Origin of the sequence: Paenibacillus paludis (assembly GCF_042610515.1) — a bacterium.
Taxonomy (GTDB): Bacteria; Bacillota; Bacilli; order Paenibacillales; family Paenibacillaceae; genus Paenibacillus_AQ.
In genome coordinates, this window is sequence record NZ_JBGJZP010000011.1 from 155,691 (window position 1) to 174,591 (window position 18,901).

Sequence of the window (18,901 nt, forward strand, 5' to 3'; positions counted from 1 at the left end):
GGGTGTCCAGAGATAGTCATAATTAAATCTATTGCGCAATCCGTCGCTGAAATGTATATTTATGGGATGAATTGTACCGATCAAGATATACTTTAAGCAATAAGGTAATTTATACTCCGGTCGGACTCAGATTATTATTTACTTCCAAGGGTAATATAACATTAAAAAAGTGCGGGTGAGGCTGATGATGTCTTCGGTAAAAAGATTGCTGATTGGACGTCCGCTTAAGTCGGATCAACTGGGCGACCAAAAACTGAACAAAACCAAAGCGCTGGCTATTTTATCTTCGGATGCTTTATCCTCTGTCGCTTATGGTCCTGAACAAATCCTGCTGGTTCTGATCACCATTAGTGCAGCAGCCTTCTGGTATTCCATCCCGATTGCCATCGGTGTTTTGGTGCTGCTGACGGCCCTGATTTTATCTTACCGGCAAATTATTTATGCTTATCCTCACGGCGGCGGAGCCTACGTCGTTTCCAAGGAAAACCTCGGGAAGTATCCCGGCCTGATCGCCGGCGGCTCGCTATTGGTCGACTATATATTGACGGTTGCGGTGAGTGTATCCGCCGGTACTGACGCGATTACTTCAGCTTTTCCAAGCTTGCATCCGTATAATGTAATTATTGCCGTTGTATTTGTCCTGCTGATTACGACGCTGAATTTGCGGGGGGTTACAGAATCGGCCTCCTTCCTTGCTTATCCGGTCTACTTATTTGTTCTTGCATTGTTTATTATGATCGGACTTGGTCTGTTCAACGTTTTAACAGGTCGAGTGCCTGCTGAACTGCATACCCCCATCGGTACACCGGTAGCCGGGATCAGCCTGTTTCTGCTCCTGAAGGCATTTTCCTCCGGGAGCTCGGCGCTGACGGGAGTGGAGGCCATTTCCAATGCCATTCCTAACTTCAAGGCTCCGGCACCAAACAATGCGGCCAAAACCTTGGCGGCGATGGGGATCTTGCTTGCGGTCCTGTTTTCCGGAATTGTGCTCTTGGCTTATTATTACGGGATCATCCCTAGTGAAGAGGTTACGGTGGTCTCGCAAATTGCCGAGCAGGTCTTTGGCCGGAACTTTATGTATTTCTTTGTGCAAGGCACAACGGCCTTGATTCTGGTTCTGGCAGCCAATACCGGATATTCGGCTTTTCCGCTGCTTGCGGTCAATCTGGCCAAGGATAAATTCATTCCGAGAATGTTCACGGTCCGCGGCGACCGGCTGGGGTATTCCAACGGGATTGTCAGTCTTGGCGTATTGTCCATTATTCTGATCATTGCTTTTGAAGGCCGTACTGAACATCTGATTCCGCTGTATGCGGTGGGCGTATTTATTCCCTTCACCCTCTCACAGACCGGCATGATGATCAAATGGATCCGCCAGAAGCCGGAAGGCTGGATCCCTAAGCTGATTATCAACACAACCGGGGCAGTCATCAGCTTCGTCGTCACGATGATGTTTTTCATGACTAAATTTACGCAGGTGTGGACAGTGCTGATCTTTTTGCCGCTGATTATCCTGCTCTTTTACCGAATCCGTAAGCACTATGAAGCGGTGGCTGATCAGCTGCGGATTACGACCTGCGAACCGCCTCTGGCGATTGAGGGGAATATTATCATCCTTCCGGTTGCCGGAATTACGCATGTGGTGGAGAATTCGCTGCGTTATGCCAAGTCACTGTCCGCCGAACAGATTATTGCCGTCCACGTTCCTTTCGAGCGGGAGGATGATGCGATATTCGAAGAGAAGTGGAAGAAATTCCATCCCGAAGTGAGGCTGGTGACGCTGTATTCGCCTTACCGCAGCATCATTCATCCGCTGACCAAATTTATCGACACCGTGCAGCGCAAGGCGAGTGAATCGAATTACCAGGTGACCGTGATTGTACCGCAGTTTATTCCGAAGAAGGGCTGGCACAACATCCTGCATAATCAGTCCAGCCTGCTGATCCGCGCACATTTGCTTTACCGCAGGAACGTTATCATAACTACAGTGCCTTATCATTTGAAAAAATAGCATTCCGAAAAAAGGGATTTAAAGAAACAAATTCCGGGTATGCCCGTATAATTTTAAAAGGGGCTGATCATATGATTACCGGAATTGTCATCATGATACTCGGACTCACCACTGTAGCGTTCGGGATATATATCCGTAAGAATCCGGCAAGCGGATGGCGGATGAATGTGGGATGGAAAGTGAAAGGGGATTCCGATCCCAGCGACTCCTATCTGGAATCGGTTAAATTTTCCGGAACCATTGCCATAAGTGTGGGTGCGCTTTTTACGATATTAGGAATCTTACCGTTGCTGTAAATACAGTAAACCTTGATTGGCGAAATGCCTTTCAAGGTTTTTTTGTCGTTGTAGGGTCTGCTGCCTGTCTCTTATTTATGCTTCCTAAAGGTTGAGAATTTATAAAAACAGATTCAATATCCTGGTATTAATAGCAGTGGAAGTGCAAGTAAAATAGAAAAGCAGACGCTTGCTTCATAAGTTGAAAATATTGAAATAGGGGAGGAGATCTACAAGATGGAAATTCAACAAAAAGCTAAGATGACTATTGATAAAGCATATACTCTAGCCGAGGCCGATCCCCGGCTATGCAGCTCGTTTATCGAGCATTTAGGGAGGGCTGTATATAGGGGAATCTACGAGCCGGGGCATCCGCAGGCTGACGAAAGAGGATTCCGCCAGGATGTGGCCGGTCTGATCCGGGAAATTGGTGTGCCGATGATCCGTTATCCCGGAGGTAATTTTGTATCCGGTTACAATTGGGAGGACGGTGTCGGTCCTGCTGCTTCGCGTCCGCGGAGGCTGGATCTGGCCTGGAGGACAGTGGAGACCAATGAAGTGGGGACCAATGAATTTATCCGCTGGGCAAAAGAATTAAATGCCGAGGTGATGATGGCCGTCAACCTCGGAACCAGAGGTGTCGATGCCGCCCGCAACCTGCTGGAATACTGTAATCATCCTTCCGGCAGCTATTATAGCGATCTGCGCATTTCGCATGGCTATCAGCAGCCCCACGGCATCAAGACCTGGTGCCTCGGCAATGAAATGGACGGCCCGTGGCAGATCGGGCAGAAGACGGCAGAGGAATACGGACGGCTTGCCGCCGAGACAGCCAAAGCGATGCGGCTGGTCGATCCTTCGATTGAACTTGTGGCTTGCGGAAGTTCGTTCCGGTCCATGCCCACCTATGCGCAGTGGGAAGCTGCTGTACTGGATCATACCTATGAGCAGGTAGATTATCTGTCACTGCATACCTATTACGGCAATGCGGAGAATGATACAGCGAACTATCTGGCCAAATCACTGGATATGGACTTGTTCATCAAGGAAATTGTCGCTGTGTGCGACTACATCAAGGCAAAGAAGCGCAGCAGGAAGACGTTGAACCTTTCCTTCGATGAATGGAATGTATGGTTTCATACTCTGGAAACCGACAAGGAAATAACACCGTGGCAGGTGGCTCCGGCACAGCTTGAAGACTGCTACACCTTCGAGGATGCACTGATGGTCGGCAGCATGCTGATTACGCTGCTGAATCATGCTGACCGCGTTAAGATTGCCTGTCTGGCCCAATTGGTCAACGCCATCGCGCCGATCATGACCGAAACCGGGGGCGCAGCCTGGAGGCAGAGTATTTTCTATCCTTACATGCACACTTCCCTGTACGGCAGAGGGACCGTATTACGGCCGGTGATTACTTCTCCGCTGTACGACAGCAAGGATTACACTGATGTGCCGCTGCTAGACTCCGCCGTGGTATGGAATGAGGCGGAAGGGGAACTGGTGATCTTCGCTCTGAACAGAAGTCTGCAGGAGAGTCTGCTGCTGGAATGTGATGTGCGCGGATTCTTGAATTACCGGGTAGAAGAGCATCTCGTGCTTGAGCATGACGATGTGAAAGCAGTCAATACCGTATCTGATCCGTACGCCGTGGCACCGCACAGCCGGGGGGAATCGTCGGTGTCGGAAGGCAGGCTGACAGCTGTTTTGTCCAGGCTGTCGTGGAATGTCATCCGGCTACGTCAAAAGGATTAGCGTTCCCGGATGAACTTTCTGCGGAAGCCGGATGGAGAGAGCCCCTCTTTCTTGGAGAAGCAGGAGGAATAGTGGGAGACATGGTGAAATCCGACCTCTTCGGCGATGCGGGCAACAGACCAGGAAGTTTGCAGCAGCAGACGCTTGGACTGCTCCAGGCGATAGTTCTGCAGATAAGCCATCGGGGTCATTCCATAGACCTTCAGCATGCTTTTGGCCAAGTAGTTGGGATGATAATTCAGTTCCTTCTGCAGCATGGAGTTGGTGATGCCGGACGTGTAATTGTGGCGGATGAACAGCTCAATTTTCTCCGCGAGCTGAATGGCGGTCGCATCGGAGGGAGAGGCCAGATCGCGGTCCAGATGCTGCAGGAACAGCTGGAAGGAAGCCTGCCGCTTCCAGTTGCGCATGGACTGCGGCTCATGCTCCTGCTCAAAGAACATGTCCAGCACCTCCATCGCTTTTCCGGTGATCTTCATCGTCTTGGGAATAAAGATGGAACAGACATCGGCATGATTCAGATAGGCCTTCTGCTTGTGGCTTTCGATCAGCTCTGCCTGATTGTCAAGACATTCATCCATGCTGAGGCATTCCTTCCAGCTGCCGAAGGTCTGGAAATGAATCCAGATAATCTTGGTGTCACCGGTACAGGGAGCGGAGCCGTAATGATAGCCGTCCGGCCGGAGAATAAGAATTTCTCCTTCCCGCAGTTCCCAGGTTGTGTCGTCTTCGCCAATAGGAAGAATCCCTTTCAGAACGACGATCAGGTCGAATACACCGATACAGTTGCGGTTGATGTGAACATCTCCGGCGGTGTAGGTGGCATGTCCGCAGTCCACGAAATAAGGAATGGGCGGCGAGATGAAATGAAGAATGGGTGAATTCATATAAAATTCCTCCAAGCAGGTTGAAATGGTGAAAAATGAGGTTGAATTCGTTTGTTTTTTTTCATAATACAACATGTATTATTATAAATAAAGCGCTTACTTAAAGGTTGGAATTGTATAACAGGCTTATCCCCTTAACTGGGCTAAGTATAAATCATTCAAGGAGGAAGTTGAATGAAAAAAGCATTTTTATGCACGACGGTATTATTGTTGATTCTGGTCATGGGGCTCAGCGGCTGCGGCGGAGGGAACGGAAATAAAGAGACATCTCCGTCCAATCAACCGGCGCAGGACAATAGCAACAGCAAGAAGAGCGAGGGCAGTCAGAAAGGAAATACCGGAGGGGAAGCGCAAAAGGTGGTGTTCTGGACCTTTGTCGATGCACACCAGAAATTCTATGAGAGCATGGCGGCAAGCTGGAATGAGAGCCATCCGGACAAGGCAATTGAGCTGGAGGCAACGACCATTCCTTATGACGACATGCACACCAAGCTGCTGGTAGCGCTGCAATCAGGTGTAGGCGCACCGGATCTGGTGGATATCGAGCAGAGCAAATTCCCGAACTTTATGAAGGGCACACCGCAGCTTGTATCTCTGAACGATATCGTGGAGCCGGAGCTTGGCAACATTGTGAAATCCAGAGTCGAGATTTACAGCAAGGATAATACGTATTACGGCATTGATTATCATGTAGGTGCGACCGTCATGTATTACAACAAGGAAATGCTTGATAAGGCTGGAGTGAACCCGGATAACATCAAGACCTGGGCCGAGTTCGAGACAGCAGGCAAGCAGGTATTGGAGAAAACCGGCAAACCAATGATCACCTTCGAAGGCAACGGCAACTGGTCCTGGTGGCCTGCCATCAGCCAGCAGGGTTCAGATCAGGTGGACGCTGACGGCAATGTTACTGTGGACACACCAGTCAATGTGAAGACGATGGAATTCTTCCAGAAGCTGGTGAAGGAAGGTGTGGCGGCGGTTGCGCCGGGAGCAGGCCATGATACGGAGGAATACTTCGGCTATATGGATTCGGGCAGCGCGGCGTCGGTCTTTATGCCTTTCTGGTTCATGAACCGTTTCACCGACCATATCCCTGATCTGAAAGGCAAAATCATCATCCGGCCGATGCCGGCCTGGGAGGAAGGCGGCAACCGTTCGGCAGGTATGGGCGGAACGGCCACTTCCATTACCAATCAGGCCAAAAATCCGGACCTGATCAAGGAATTCCTGGCTTACGCCAAACTGTCCAAGGAAGGCAATCTTCAGGTCTGGAAGCAGCTCGGATTCGATCCGATCCGTACGGATGTATGGAGTGATCCGGCCATGAAGGAATCCAATAAGTTCACCGATTATTTCGGCACGGATATCTTTGATACGCTGCTCAGCGTCAAGGATGAAATTGCTCCGGTCCATATCCGCGAGAAGTCGCCGGAGGTGTTCGATGCGGTCCGCAACAAGGCGATGCCGGAAATCTTCATCAACATGAAGGACCCGGCACAAGTGCTCAAGGATGTGCAGGCCAGCTTGAAATAACGGGGAGGCTGATGGAGGGAAGTCCTGGCTGTGACAGGGCAGCAGGGAGTATGCCCCTGCTGCGGCAACAGGCTTGCCGGGACTTCCGCTGTCAGCCCGCCCGTCTTTATATTCCGCTACATTTTGAAATAGAGTGGAGGCATCGTTATGCAGATACAAAGAGAGCTCGGCCATAACGTCAAGCGAGGTTACCGACTGGGCAATTCGCAAAAAATAGCACCCTATGTGTTTGTGCTGCCGTTTCTATTGTCCTTTGCTGTCTTTTTTGCCTATCCTCTGATCAATGCCGGGGTGATGAGCTTTCAGGAGGTTCTCCCGGGGGAGGTATCCTTTGTCGGGCTGGAGAACTACCGCGGCCTGTGGAATGAGGATTTCGGTGCAGCACTCTACAACAGCAGCCGTTATACGATCTGGACGCTGCTGTTGCTGATTCCCGTACCGATGGTGCTCGCCGTATTCCTGAATTCCAAGAAAATGCTGTTCAGCAATTTTTTCAGATCTACTCTGTTCATCCCGGCGCTTACTTCTGTAGTTGTAGCTGGTGTAATCTTCCGGCTTATCTTCGGCGAACTGGACGGCGCATTGATGAATACCGTGCTGCATGCCTTTGGAATCCCCAGCCAGCGCTGGCTGTACAGCTCCAGCCTGGGGATGTTTGCGCTTCTGGTGCTTGCGGGCTGGCGCTGGATCGGGATTAATATTTTGTATTTCCTGTCCGCACTGCAGAGCATTCCCGGAGAATTGTATGAAGCGGCCGAGATTGACGGCGCGGGTACGATGCGCAAATTCATCCGGATCACTGTTCCTTTGCTGAAGCCGATTACGATTTATGTTGTGACGATCACCATCTACGGCGGCTATTCCATGTTCACGGAGAGCTATATGCTGTGGGCAGGCAAACCGTCTCCGCAGAATATTGGCTTAACTATTGTCGGCTATATTTATCAGCAGGGCTTTCAATATTTCAATCTCGGTTTCGGTTCGGCCATTGGCATCACCCTGCTGGCCATTACGCTGCTGGTGAGTCTGGTGCAATTAACGCTGACCGGCATGTTCAGGAAGGAGGATTAATTCATGCGGACCCCATCCAAATTTAAGCTTACCCCCTCCTCTCTGGTGCTGGTGATCCTGTTTGTCATCCTGGCTGCACTAATGCTGTTTCCATTATATGCGTTGTTTCTGGCTTCGCTGAAGCCGGCGACCGAACTTTTCCGCTATGGTCTGAATGTCCGGCTGGACTTTGATCTGATGAGCTTTACCAACTACAAAAGCATTTTTTCGGGGGAAGGAGCCGCCGCCAATTATTTTGGGTGGTACAAGAACAGTCTGCTCATCAGTGTGTTGTTTACGCTGCTGAGCCTGCTGCTCTCCTCGATGGTCGGTTACGGCCTCGGGATGTACCGCTTCAAGGGGCGTAATCTGATTTTTACCCTGGTGCTTGTCGTGATGATGATCCCGGTGGAGATTATTCTGCTGCCGCTCTATAAATTAACGATTTCCCTGAAGCTGATCAATACCATTTGGGGCGTCATTCTGCCGTTTGTTGTCGCGCCGCTGCCGATTTTCTTCTTCCGCCAGTTTGCGCTGGGGCTTCCGAAGGATTTCATGGATGCGGGGAGAATCGACGGATGCTCGGAATACGGGATTTTCTTCAAAATCATGGTGCCGCTGATGGCCCCCGCCTTTGGAGCGATTACCATCCTGCAGGCCATGAACAGCTGGAATAATTTCCTGTGGCCGCTGATTGTGCTCCGCACGACAGAGCAATTCACCTTGCCGATCGGACTGGCCTCCTTCGTCTCCCCGCTTGGGAACAATTATGAAGCTCTGATCGCGGGCGCTGTGCTGGCTATTCTGCCGATTCTGCTGGTGTTCCTGTTCTTCCAGCGCTACTTCATGGAGGGGCTGACCGTCGGCGGAGTCAAAGGATAAGGTGCTATAGGCGGGAATGCCCCGCAGAAAAAGAGAGGAGAGCTCCATCAATGAATCAAACAGAGAGTGCCGCTAAGCGCAACATCCAAATCAACGATCCTTTCTGGTCTGAATATATCCGGCTCGTACGTGAGGTCATGGTTCCTTATCAGTGGGAAGCGCTGAATGACCGCATCGAAGGCGCGGAGCCGAGCCACGCGATCCGCAATTTCAAAATCGCCGCCGGGAGGGAGGAAGGCGAGTTCTACGGCATGGTTTTTCAGGACAGCGATGTGGCCAAATGGCTGGAAGCAGCAGCGTACCTGCTGGAGACGAAACGTGATCCGGCGCTGGAAGAAATTGCGGACGGGGTCATTGAGCTGATTGCCGAGGCTCAGCGGGGTGACGGCTACATCAATACGTATTTCATGCTCAAGGAGCCGGGCAGGGAGTGGAGTGATCTTGCGGAATGCCATGAGCTATACTGTGCAGGACATTTGATCGAAGCGGCGACGGCCTATTTCCGGGCTACGGGCAAAAGAAAGCTGCTGGACGCCGTCAGCCGGTTTGCCGATTATATTGACACGGTATTCGGGACGGATCCGGGCAAGCTCCAGGGCTATGACGGGCACCAGGAGATTGAACTGGCGCTGGTTAAGCTGCATCAGGCTACGGGAAATGAGAAATACCTGCGGATGAGCAGCTACTTCCTCGGGCAGCGCGGCCGTAAGCCGCACTACTTTGAGGAGGAGTGGGAGAAGCGCGGCCGGACCTTGCATTTCCCGCAGCTCTCAATGGTGCATGACCACTCCTACAGCCAGTCCCATCTGCCGGTAAGGGAGCAGGACACGGCGGAAGGCCACGCCGTACGGCTGGTGTACATGTGCACTGCCATGGCCGATATCGCTGCCGCCACGCAGGATGCAGGCATGCTTGAGGCCTGCCGGAAGCTGTGGGACAACATCGTCAGCAAGCGGATGTACATCACAGGCGGCATAGGCTCCATGGAACAGGGGGAATCTTTCACCGCCGATTATGACCTGCCTGGGGATCTGGCTTATGCTGAGACATGCGCTTCGGTCGGGCTGATCTTTTTTGCCCGCCGCATGCTGCAGCTGCACCGCAGCAGCAGATATGCTGATGTGATCGAGCGTGCGCTCTACAATACGGTTATCAGCGGCATGTCCCTGGACGGGACCCGGTTTTTCTATGTGAATCCGCTGGAGGTCTATCCCGAGGTGCTTGGCCGGAATAAAAACTACAATCATGTCAAAGCCGAACGCCAAGGATGGTTCAGCTGTGCCTGCTGCCCGCCGAATGTTGCCCGCCTGCTTGCTTCGCTCGGTGAATATATTTACTCGGTGCAGGGAGACACCGTCTACACCGAGCTCTATATCGGCGGCCGGGTGGAGACCGTTGTGGCCGGGCAGCCGGTTGTGATCGAGCAGCACTCCCGTTATGCCCCGGAGGGGCGGGTGTGTTTTGAAGTGACGGCGGAGCAGCCCGTTACCTTCACACTGGCTCTGCGTCTGCCGGATTGGTGTGACGCCGTGGAGGTTGCGGCTGGAGGGACGTCCCGGATAATTACATCCGGTGACGACGATGGTTATATCCGCTTGACCCGCGAATGGCTGTCCGGCAATAAGGTGGAGCTGGCCTTTGCCATGCCGGTCAAACGGATGAAAGGACATCCGCTGATCCGCCAGACCTTCTCGAAGATCGCACTGCAGCGCGGGCCGTTCGTGTACTGCCTCGAGGAAGCAGACAATGGCAAAAGGCTGTATCAGCTCCGTCTGCCCGAGGAGAGTGAATTTACACTTTCGGAGGAAAGCGGATTCCCGGAAGGAGTGAAGACCCTTGCGGCTGACGGTACGCGCCTGACTCCGGCAGGAAGCTGGGACCGCGAGCTGTACCGCAGTGACTCTTCCTGGACGAGAGAGCAGGTCCGGCTGATCTTCATTCCGTATTTCGCCTGGGCCAACCGGGGCGTCGGGGAAATGTCCGTTTGGGTTGGGGAAGAAGCAAAGAAATAAATGCGTATAACAACCATAATTGATGATGTTCATTGATCTGGAATCTGCTCCGGGATGCGGCTGTGCCTGATTCCGCCTTTCCCGGAGAGGAGGTGAAGCCGTCCTTACCTGTATCCGCTGTAAGAAACGGGAATGTCCGTAATCTAAGAAGAAGGGGATGATGAAGAGCATGATATTCACGACTTCAGATAGAGTACAGCCGCGTTTTAGGAATAGAAGGATACTTACGGGGGCGGTCTTTGTGGCGCTGGCGGTAGTATCAGCAGTCCTTTTTCCGTCAAAGGCCGGCGCGTATGAGCTGACAAGTGACAAGCTGCTGGTTGAAACCGGGTCATACGGCGAAATCTCTTCGATTAAAATCAAAGGGGATTCCTTCCCGACCGAATATGTGATGAACAAGAAGGTGTCGCCTGAGCAAGATACAGCTGATCATCAGTGGATGGGTGAGCTGATCTTTACCTATCGCCTGGACGGCGGGGCTTGGATCAAAGCGTCGACTAACCAGTCGGAAGATGTCCGGAGCATCATTAAAGAAGGCAATAAAGTCACAGTTACGTATGAGAACTCCGGGAATGCGGAAGGCATACGTAATTTCAAGCTGGTTGAGACCTACACACTGGAAGCGGATGGGCATCTGCAGTGGGATATTCATGTCGTTAACACCAGCGGAAAGCAGCTGGAGATCGGCGACTTCGGACTTCCGCTTCCTTTTAATGAGCAGTGGACCTATGGGGACGCCATTTATGAAACCCGTGTGGTCACCCACTCTTTTGTCGGCAACAACAGCTCCTATATTACAGCGGGCAGACCAAGCGGTATTGGCTCATACCTGATGCTGATGCCGGATTCCGCTACGGGGGCGGGGTTTGAATATCAGGACCGCTGGCGCAATGAGGAGCATCCGGGCAGCAAATGGGCCTGGAACCCCGATAACGAAGGCAAATGGATTGAGGGCCTGAACGTATTCTATATTCATTCCAATGTGATCAAATCTACGAACCGCGGTTATTTGCCGAATTCCAGCCTGGTGTTGGCAGCGGGAGAAGCACAGGATTACGGGTTTAAGTGGTTTGCCGTTGCGAATGAGCAGGAGGCAAAGAATACGCTGTATGAGCAGGGACTGATAGATGTAACTGTTGTCCCGGGAATGGTCGTGCCAAGCAACCAGAAAGTGAAATTCGATCTGCGCACCAAGGCGGACATTCATAGTGTGAAGCTGGATGACGGCACGGAAATTCCGCTGCTTGCCCGCAAGGGCGGGGACCACCAAATTTATGAATTCAGCCTGACGAAGCTCGGTCCGCAGCATGTTACCATAAATTATGGGAGCGGTCTCACAACAGTGCTGCAGTTCTACGGCATCGATGCGGTTGACCAGGCTCTGGAGGATCACGCGGCTTTTATGGTGCAAAGCACACAGTGGAATCTTCCGGGCGATCTTCGAGACAAAGTTTTTGACGACTGGATGATGAACACGAAATCGAAACGGAACAGCTTCGGCGGGTATTGGGGCTGGGGCGATGACTGGGGGCTGACACACGGACAGTTTTTGGCGGAAAAAAATGCCCTTACCCCTGTAGCGTCGGAAATCACGGCGGTCGACGATTATCTTGAGACGGCAATCTGGACGAATCTGATGAACGGCCACCATGAGGATTACCTGATTCATGACTTCCTGATGGCGGAGCCGAACACAACACCGACTTACCGGGGATACGCCTACCCGCATATCTATAATACGTACTTCAGCATGTATAAAATTGCCGCGAACTATCCTGAGCTGGTCAACTATAAGCATCCCAAGGAGACTTACCTGCTGCGGGCCTATAATATTTTGAAGGCGCTGTACGAAGGGCCCGTATCCTACAACTGGGAAACCGGGCTTATGGGCGAATTGACGACTCCGGATATCATTCAGGCGCTTGAAGACGAGGGTTATATGGATGAGGCCAATGATGTCCGGGCCAAGATGCTGCGCAAATACAACAATTTTAAAAATACCAAATACCCGTACGGCTCGGAGTACAGCTATGACAATACCGGCGAGGAAGCCGTATATACGCTGGCCAAGATGCAGGGCGGCAACGAAACGGAGCAGGCCAAAGCGCTCGAGATGATGGGCAAAATCAACTCCAAGACACGGGCGTCCCGGGGCCAAATGCCGGTGTGGTATTACTATGCCGACCCGGTTACCATCACGGGTGAGAACTGGTGGAATTTCCAGTATAGCGCGTCCCTGGCAGGTTATGCTATGGATGATTGGATTCGCTATCACGCCGGGACGGGCCGGGAAGAAGAGCAGCGGCTGTCCTATGCCGCCAAGCTGGCTAATCTCAGTGCGATCAACTCCGGCCAGATCAGCGATGATCCGGCAAACTTCGGAGCTGCAGCCTGGACCTATCAGGCGGAGAAAGGCAATCAAGGCACGAATGGAACCGGCGGCGGCCGGAATGTTCCGCTGCTGAATGGCTGGAAGGGCATGACCGGTGAAGCCGATCTCGGACTGTTCGGCGCGCTTCAGATTCTCAGCGCGGATATTGCGGTCGATCCGATCTTTGGGGTAACCGGTTACGGGGCGGATGTCTCTGTCACGGATGCCGTCTATTACGATATTACGCCCACGGATGGCCTGTACAAACGGGTCAACCTGATTACCGAGAAGCTCTATATCGAGCTGGACAAAGATCAGTTTACGGCAGCCAAACTGTCCATGAAGAAGGACTATGCCAGTTTCAATCTGCGCAATTTGACGCCGGGCAAGGCGCATGAAACAACGATTGCCTTCAGCGGCTTGAAAAAAGGTGCCTACCTCATCCGTATAGACGGTGAGCCGGCTGGCAAACTGAATGCCTTCGGCGATGAAGTTAAGCTGACCGTTGAAGCGGGTCCGGCTGTTGCCTACACTGTAGAGCTGAGCGGGACGGAGCCTGACGACAATCAAGCTCCGGCTGTTAATGCGGGGGAGGACTTCACATACACCTTGCGGGTGGATGATGCCGTGCTTCGCGGCCAGGCTAAGGACGACGGCTTGCCGGAGGGCAAGCTGACCTCCGAATGGACACTGCTGTCCGGGCCAACCGGCGGCGAGGCAACATTCGGCAACAGCAAAGCGCTGTTCACCTCGCTTGCGGTTACAGAGCCGGGAATCTACGTGTTCAAGCTGACCGTAAGCGATTCGGAGATTGAGCACAGCGATACGGTTAAGGTTGAAGCTGCTGCTGCACCGCCGCTAGCGGAGCTGCTGGCGCATTATACCTTTGACGAAACCGAAGGAACGGCAGTCTCCGATGCCACCGGCGGGGGTTATGACGCCAATGTGCTCGGCTCGGCAGTCTGGACTCCTGGTAAAATCAATCATGCCCTGGATTTGAGCGGGCAGGAAGGTTATGTGAAAATGCCAGAGGGATTGCTGAGCCGTGCCGATGAAGTTACGATTTCCGCCTGGGTGAAGGCGGACACGATCGGCACTTATTCACGGATCTTCGATTTTGGCACCGGAACGGGCACCTATATGTTCCTGTCGCCCAAAGCAGGCTCCATCACCCGGTTTGCCATTACTACCGGCGGCAATGCAGCCGGACGGGAGCAGGTCATTGATGCGCCTGCACTGCCTGCCGGCGAGTGGAAACATGTGGCCGTGACGCTCACGGGTTCTCAGGGTGTCCTGTATATCGACGGTGTGGAGGCAGGTAGAAATGACCACATGACGCTCCGGCCTTCCGACCTTGGCAAGACCAAAAATAATTACATCGGCAAATCACAATTCGCAGATCCGTATTTTGACGGTCTGGTTGACGACTTCCGCATTTACAGCAGAGCCCTTAGTGCTGCCGAAATTGCTGCTCTAATCGCCCCTGCCGGAAACATTGTTTCGGTTGAGGACGCCATCCTGACTACTCCGGCTCAGGAGGCGCCGAAGCTTCCGGCAACGGTCAAGGCGACACTGGAGGACGGCAGTGTGTCCGAGGTTCCGGTACAATGGGAGCCGGTAGATCCCAGTCTGTATGACAAGGAAGGCAGCCTATTCACGGTGAATGGAACTGTTGTGGGCACGGAAACGAAAGTCCGGGCTCATGTAACAGTGACGAAACGGGTTATTGCTCCCTTCCCGGAGCTTGCACTCCGCTATACCTTTGATGAAGGTCAGGGAATTACGGTTCAAGACGTTTCGGGAAGCGGGCGTGATGGAACACTTCACGGCTCGCCCGATTGGAGTGGACAGGGACACAAGAACCAGGCGCTCATCTTCAGCGGAACAAGCGGCAACTTTGTCCATGCGGGCAACGATCCGGAGCTACAGCCGGGCAGCCTGACGTTGTCCTACTGGATCAAGCGCACTGGCACCATGAATGACAAGGAGAATGTGCTGTTATGGTTCAAACCGGAGGGCAGCTTTGCCGGCAACGGATTTTTTGTCACCTACAACGGCAATTCCAGCATTGTATTCGTTGACGGAGCTAACGGCTTCTATGTGAAGCAGTCGCCGGAGGAGTTTCTGCCGCTGAATGAGTGGATGCATATTGTCTTTACCTTTGATGCGGCAACCAAGAGCGGGATGATTTACAGAAACGGAGTGGCCCAGCAGGTCGACCTGGAAGGCTCGCCGCAGTCGATCACGGCAATCAATGATGCCAAGAAGATCGGCGTCTCCGGCTATGGAGACGGCGCGCAGCTGAATGCCGGACTTGATGATTTCCGGATTTACAACGGAGCCATGAACGCATCGCAAGTGAAAGCCATATACGATGACAAGGACATCCAGAGCGTGGGCCGTATCGGTGTAACAACTGCTGCGGGGGTATCCCCTGTCCTGCCGGAAATGATTCCGGTGGTATACGAGAATGGAAGCGAGGGAACCGCAGCAGTGAGCTGGGAGCAGGTGCTGCCGGAAACTTATGCCCAGCCTGGAGAATTTACAGTAGGCGGCAGAGTAGAAGGAACAGCGCTGCCAGCAGTGGCTGAGGTGATCGTAACGGAAGCGGCGGAGCGGAACATTGTGGCGCTGCAGAAGGTGCATATCAGCACACCTGCCGGAGTTGCCCCTTCCCTGCCCACGGTAGTGCAAGCTACTTACTCCGACAATACCAGCGGGGAGACTCCGGTCGTCTGGCAGAAGATAGATCCGGGACAGTATGCAGCACCAGGCACATTCACAGTAAACGGAGCTGCGGAAGGAACGGCACTGCCTGCGTTGGCGGAGGTGTCGGTGCTTGAGGCGGAAGCACCTGGGATTGTCAGTCTTGAGGCTGTGGAGGTAACCACAACGGTAGGCATTGCACCTGCATTGCCTTCGGTGGTGACGGCTGTATACAGCGACAAGTCAATATCAGCAGTGCCAGTCGTCTGGCAGAGGATCGCACCGCAGCAATATGCAAATACCGGCAGCTTTATTGTGAACGGCACGGTGGAGGGGACGGGTGTGGCAGCCAAGGCAACAGTTACCGTAATTGGGGCTGCCCCAACGCCGACGCCAACACCAGCACCGAACCCGACGCCAGCCCCGACCCTGGTGCCAACTCCGTCAGCCAGTGCGGGGACGGTCGGTATGAAGACACAAACGGTTGGTGAGGACATCTTCACCAAGAATCAGGGAGCCTCTAACATCGAGGTGACTCTGAATGATGGAAAAACGGAGGCATTACTGCCCCTGAACGCCGGAGTACTGCTTGGCACGAGATCGCTTATCGTTAAGGACGGAGAGGCCTCGCTGGTCATTCCTGCCTCTGTACTGGTTGAACTCAGTGCAAGATTACCGGAAAACGAACGGAAGGGCGCGGCCCTCGTGGTCACCCTCACTCCGGTAACATCGGGAACAATCCCGTCAGGCAGTGGCAGCGGGATCTACCGGCAGGAAGGTGCAGCCTATGAATTTGGCCTTCTCCTGCGTAAGGGGGATGGAGCGGAGCTGGTCTTGTCTGTCTTCCCGCAGCCAGTACGCGCGGAGCTTCCATATTCCGCTGCGATATCAAATGATGAACTGTTGGGTGTGTATGTAAAGGAGAAGCCAAGCTCTCTGTGGGGTTATGCAGGAGGAAGTATAGATAGCACCCGCAATAAGGCTGTTATTATGCTGAATCATTTCAGTACCTACGCGGTGTTCTCCTACGATAAGACGTTCACGGATGTCGCATCCAGCCATTGGGTTTACGCTGCGCTGAAGTCGCTTAGCGCAAAGCATGTGGTCACGGGTGTGACGGATAATCTATTTTCTCCAGGAGGAACGGCAACACGGGCTGAATTTACAGCGATGCTGGCCCGGATGCTTAATCTAAAGAGTGACGGTGGGGAGCTTCCATTCTCTGATATTAACTCGGGCAACTGGTATGCCGAATCCGTAGCAGCCGCTTATCAGGCGGGGCTGGTACAGGGCGTAACGGCAACAGCCTTTTCACCCGATGCGGAGATTACCCGTGAGCAAATGGCTGTACTGCTGGTCAAAGCCTATGAATACAAGCTGGGCCGGGCAGCAGCTTCCGGTGAACCGCTAAGGATGGTTGATGCAGTTCAGGTGTCAGACTGGGCTAAAGCGCAGGTAGCACAGGCGCTAGCATCCGGCATTATGCAAGGGGCTCCGGATGGCCGGTTTGATCCGCAGGGTTCCGCTAGCCGAGCACAAACTGTTCAGGCGCTTGCGAATTTACTGAGTGCTACGGACAAGAAGGGTGCTATGTGATTAAGCCCTGCTAAGTCTCCGCTGCGAATGAGTTAAACATGATGCTACAGATAGTTTGATTATGGGAAGGCCATTCTTCGGAGTCCGAAAGGACTCTGGGGAATGGCTTTGTTTTAAATATAAGCATTTATATGCTTCACGCTATAAATTATCCTTCTATTTCTCGCTGAAACCTATACCGTCCTTTTGAGGACGGCGAAGCCGTTTCCACTTGGTTGAAGTTACGCCTCCTTCTGAACACAGGATAAAATGATTAGATTTGAAACCACGCTGCGAATGGTTTAGACTTCTACGAAGCGGACTGCTATCATTAAACTGTTGAAAGACCATAAGAAAGCCACTCTGCCTCTGGAATGAAAGCTTCGCACCGCTATAAATGTATTTCCTGCAACTATATCAGGCCGAATCTGCTTTTTTTGAGAGATAGATGCAGTTTGTGCAATTAAAAAATAGTTTTGTGTGTTTTTAGCTAGATTTGGTTCATATAAGTGTATGGAGTGCAACTAACCTCCCCAAAGCAGCGAAACGGTCGGTTTTAGCTGTACAAAATACAACTATATAGATTGAACTAAAAACTTGAGATATAGGAAAGGAGCAACGGAGGGGGATTTTGGAACTGGTGGAACGGTAGTGTCCGTCTGAAAGCTTTCTGAAGGAAAGCTAGCATCGAAAGCATAAGCAGTCTTCGGATTTCTACCGCTAAATAGCGGTTAAAATCAAGAAATTCTTACGACAACAGTGGCCGGAGGTCCAAATATTCACCGTAGTTGCGACTGATCCTGTACTCTAAAACCACAAGTTCAATCTATATAGTTTGCCCGGTAGAAGAACTATTCTAGCGGATGAATACTGGAAAACTTGCTGATTTGCTGACTTGCCGACTTGTCAGGATAAAGGAAAAAGAGGTGCAACTGAAGGAGAGCTCTTGGTGGGGCGGATATGAGGATTGATTAGAATGAATGCATATCGCATATACAGCATCATAACAAGACGAAAAAGAAGAATGGAGGCGCGGCATTGAACTTAAGACAACAGCAGCAATCGATGCTGCCCTCGTTAGGGCGGCGCAGACGTTACTTTGTGGTTCTGATGATTTCGATGCTTGTTCTGCTTACCGGCTGTGCCAGCGGTACGGCGCATATGACGGTGAAGAAGGATGGGAGTCTGGAGCTTGCGTTCAGCATTTTATTGGATTCCCGTGCGGAGGCGATGGTTGGCGGGAAGCTGGAGGATGTGCTGACCACCAGGCTGGAGGCTGCCGGAATTGAATTGAAGAAAAGCCAGAACGGTAAATCTACAGAATATCAATTCCTCAAAGCCTATGCTTCGCTGCAAGACCTGCAGGCAAACGCTGGCAAGCTGGACATTGTGGACGCGCAGGTTGAACAGGTTAATAATTGGCTGTACACCAAATACGATGTGGTAGCCCAGCCGAAGCTGAATGCCTATTCGGATGAAATCATTGACGGGATCGGAAGTTTGAGCGTGCCGAAATCTCTGGTCCGCATGCTGCTGCAGAACCTTGCGGTCGATTTTAAATTAACGCTTCCTTATGATTTGTATGGGGCCAACAATGCCGCCGAACAGGACGGAAATACGTTGACTTGGCATATTACAATGGCCGATTCGCAGCCGCTCGAGATGGTCGTTTACGTGCCAAACGTCAGGAATATCGTCATTGCCGGTGGCGGCGTAGTGCTAATCCTGGCAGTTGCCATCATTTGGTTCATAAGAGCAAGAAAAGCGCGCAAGCCCAAGAGTGCCTGAAAGTAACCCCGATAGGATCAACAACCTTTTGCTATTATCATCCAAAAGAGCCG

10 protein-coding genes and 2 pseudogenes are annotated in these 18,901 nt (G+C 52.3%); 11 read left to right on the forward strand and 1 reads right to left on the reverse strand.

Going from position 1 to position 18,901, the window contains the following annotated elements; translation table 11 throughout:
- The first annotated feature begins 184 nt into the window (after positions 1–184).
- From ACAN56_RS21440 to arfA, 3 genes are all read left to right on the forward strand, one after another.
- Positions 185–2,011 carry an APC family permease gene (locus tag ACAN56_RS21440; RefSeq protein WP_379145673.1) on the forward strand — a complete coding sequence of 609 codons (1,827 nt, stop codon included), beginning with the start codon at positions 185–187 and terminating at the stop codon, positions 2,009–2,011.
- Between the two features lie 71 nt (positions 2,012–2,082).
- Complete coding sequence (locus ACAN56_RS21445) at positions 2,083–2,307, forward strand: DUF6199 family natural product biosynthesis protein (protein WP_052092303.1); 225 nt, start codon at positions 2,083–2,085, stop codon at positions 2,305–2,307.
- Positions 2,308–2,523: 216 nt separating this feature from the next.
- A complete protein-coding gene (gene arfA, locus ACAN56_RS21450) occupies positions 2,524–4,041 on the forward strand; it encodes an arabinosylfuranosidase ArfA (protein ID WP_379145674.1) in 1,518 nt (505 codons plus the stop codon).
- On the opposite strand, the gene ACAN56_RS21455 is transcribed toward arfA, so the two are convergent.
- Positions 4,038–4,928 (reverse strand): helix-turn-helix transcriptional regulator, encoded by an 891-nt coding sequence (locus tag ACAN56_RS21455; protein ID WP_076113180.1) that lies wholly within the window; start codon positions 4,926–4,928, stop codon positions 4,038–4,040. The two genes, arfA and ACAN56_RS21455, sit on opposite strands and share 4 nt — an antisense overlap.
- A gap of 174 nt (positions 4,929–5,102) precedes the next feature.
- Between ACAN56_RS21455 and ACAN56_RS21460 the strand changes: the two genes are divergently transcribed.
- The 8 genes and pseudogenes from ACAN56_RS21460 (at position 5,103) to ACAN56_RS21495 (ending at position 18,848) form a co-directional block, all read left to right on the forward strand.
- On the forward strand, positions 5,103–6,464 hold the full coding sequence (locus ACAN56_RS21460; RefSeq protein ID WP_379145675.1) for an ABC transporter substrate-binding protein: 1,362 nt from the start codon (positions 5,103–5,105) through the stop codon (positions 6,462–6,464).
- A 147-nt stretch (positions 6,465–6,611) separates the two neighbouring features.
- Positions 6,612–7,535 (forward strand): carbohydrate ABC transporter permease, encoded by a 924-nt coding sequence (locus tag ACAN56_RS21465; RefSeq protein ID WP_038596266.1) that lies wholly within the window; start codon positions 6,612–6,614, stop codon positions 7,533–7,535.
- A 3-nt stretch (positions 7,536–7,538) separates the two neighbouring features.
- Positions 7,539–8,396 (forward strand): carbohydrate ABC transporter permease, encoded by an 858-nt coding sequence (locus ACAN56_RS21470; protein ID WP_379145676.1) that lies wholly within the window; start codon positions 7,539–7,541, stop codon positions 8,394–8,396.
- Between the two features lie 50 nt (positions 8,397–8,446).
- Positions 8,447–10,408 (forward strand): glycoside hydrolase family 127 protein, encoded by a 1,962-nt coding sequence (locus ACAN56_RS21475; RefSeq protein ID WP_379145678.1) that lies wholly within the window; start codon positions 8,447–8,449, stop codon positions 10,406–10,408.
- A gap of 169 nt (positions 10,409–10,577) precedes the next feature.
- Positions 10,578–14,480, forward strand: a pseudogene (locus ACAN56_RS21480) (DUF5695 domain-containing protein); the annotation flags it as partial.
- Positions 14,481–14,684: 204 nt separating this feature from the next.
- Positions 14,685–16,820: pseudogene (locus tag ACAN56_RS21485) on the forward strand (Ig-like domain-containing protein); the annotation flags it as partial.
- 78 nt (positions 16,821–16,898) lie between these two features.
- Positions 16,899–17,081, forward strand: coding sequence for an S-layer homology domain-containing protein (locus ACAN56_RS21490; protein WP_379145704.1), 183 nt, complete (start codon positions 16,899–16,901; stop codon positions 17,079–17,081).
- A 1,017-nt stretch (positions 17,082–18,098) separates the two neighbouring features.
- Positions 18,099–18,848: a hypothetical protein gene (locus ACAN56_RS21495; protein WP_341119098.1), complete on the forward strand. Its 750-nt coding sequence runs from the start codon at positions 18,099–18,101 to the stop codon at positions 18,846–18,848.
- Positions 18,849–18,901: the final 53 nt, after the last annotated feature.

What these genes read in the sequence shown, in the direction of transcription:
- ACAN56_RS21490 (WP_379145704.1), top strand. Translation starts at nt 16,899, where the DNA reads ATGGTTGATGCAGTTCAGGTGTCAGACTGGGCTAAAGCGCAGGTAGCA.
- ACAN56_RS21460 (WP_379145675.1), top strand. Translation starts at nt 5,103, where the DNA reads ATGAAAAAAGCATTTTTATGCACGACGGTATTATTGTTGATTCTGGTC.
- ACAN56_RS21465 (WP_038596266.1), top strand. Translation starts at nt 6,612, where the DNA reads ATGCAGATACAAAGAGAGCTCGGCCATAACGTCAAGCGAGGTTACCGA.
- ACAN56_RS21455 (WP_076113180.1), bottom strand. Translation starts at nt 4,928, where the DNA reads ATGAATTCACCCATTCTTCATTTCATCTCGCCGCCCATTCCTTATTTC.
- ACAN56_RS21445 (WP_052092303.1), top strand. Translation starts at nt 2,083, where the DNA reads ATGATTACCGGAATTGTCATCATGATACTCGGACTCACCACTGTAGCG.
- ACAN56_RS21475 (WP_379145678.1), top strand. Translation starts at nt 8,447, where the DNA reads ATGAATCAAACAGAGAGTGCCGCTAAGCGCAACATCCAAATCAACGAT.
- ACAN56_RS21440 (WP_379145673.1), top strand. Translation starts at nt 185, where the DNA reads ATGATGTCTTCGGTAAAAAGATTGCTGATTGGACGTCCGCTTAAGTCG.
- ACAN56_RS21470 (WP_379145676.1), top strand. Translation starts at nt 7,539, where the DNA reads ATGCGGACCCCATCCAAATTTAAGCTTACCCCCTCCTCTCTGGTGCTG.
- arfA (WP_379145674.1), top strand. Translation starts at nt 2,524, where the DNA reads ATGGAAATTCAACAAAAAGCTAAGATGACTATTGATAAAGCATATACT.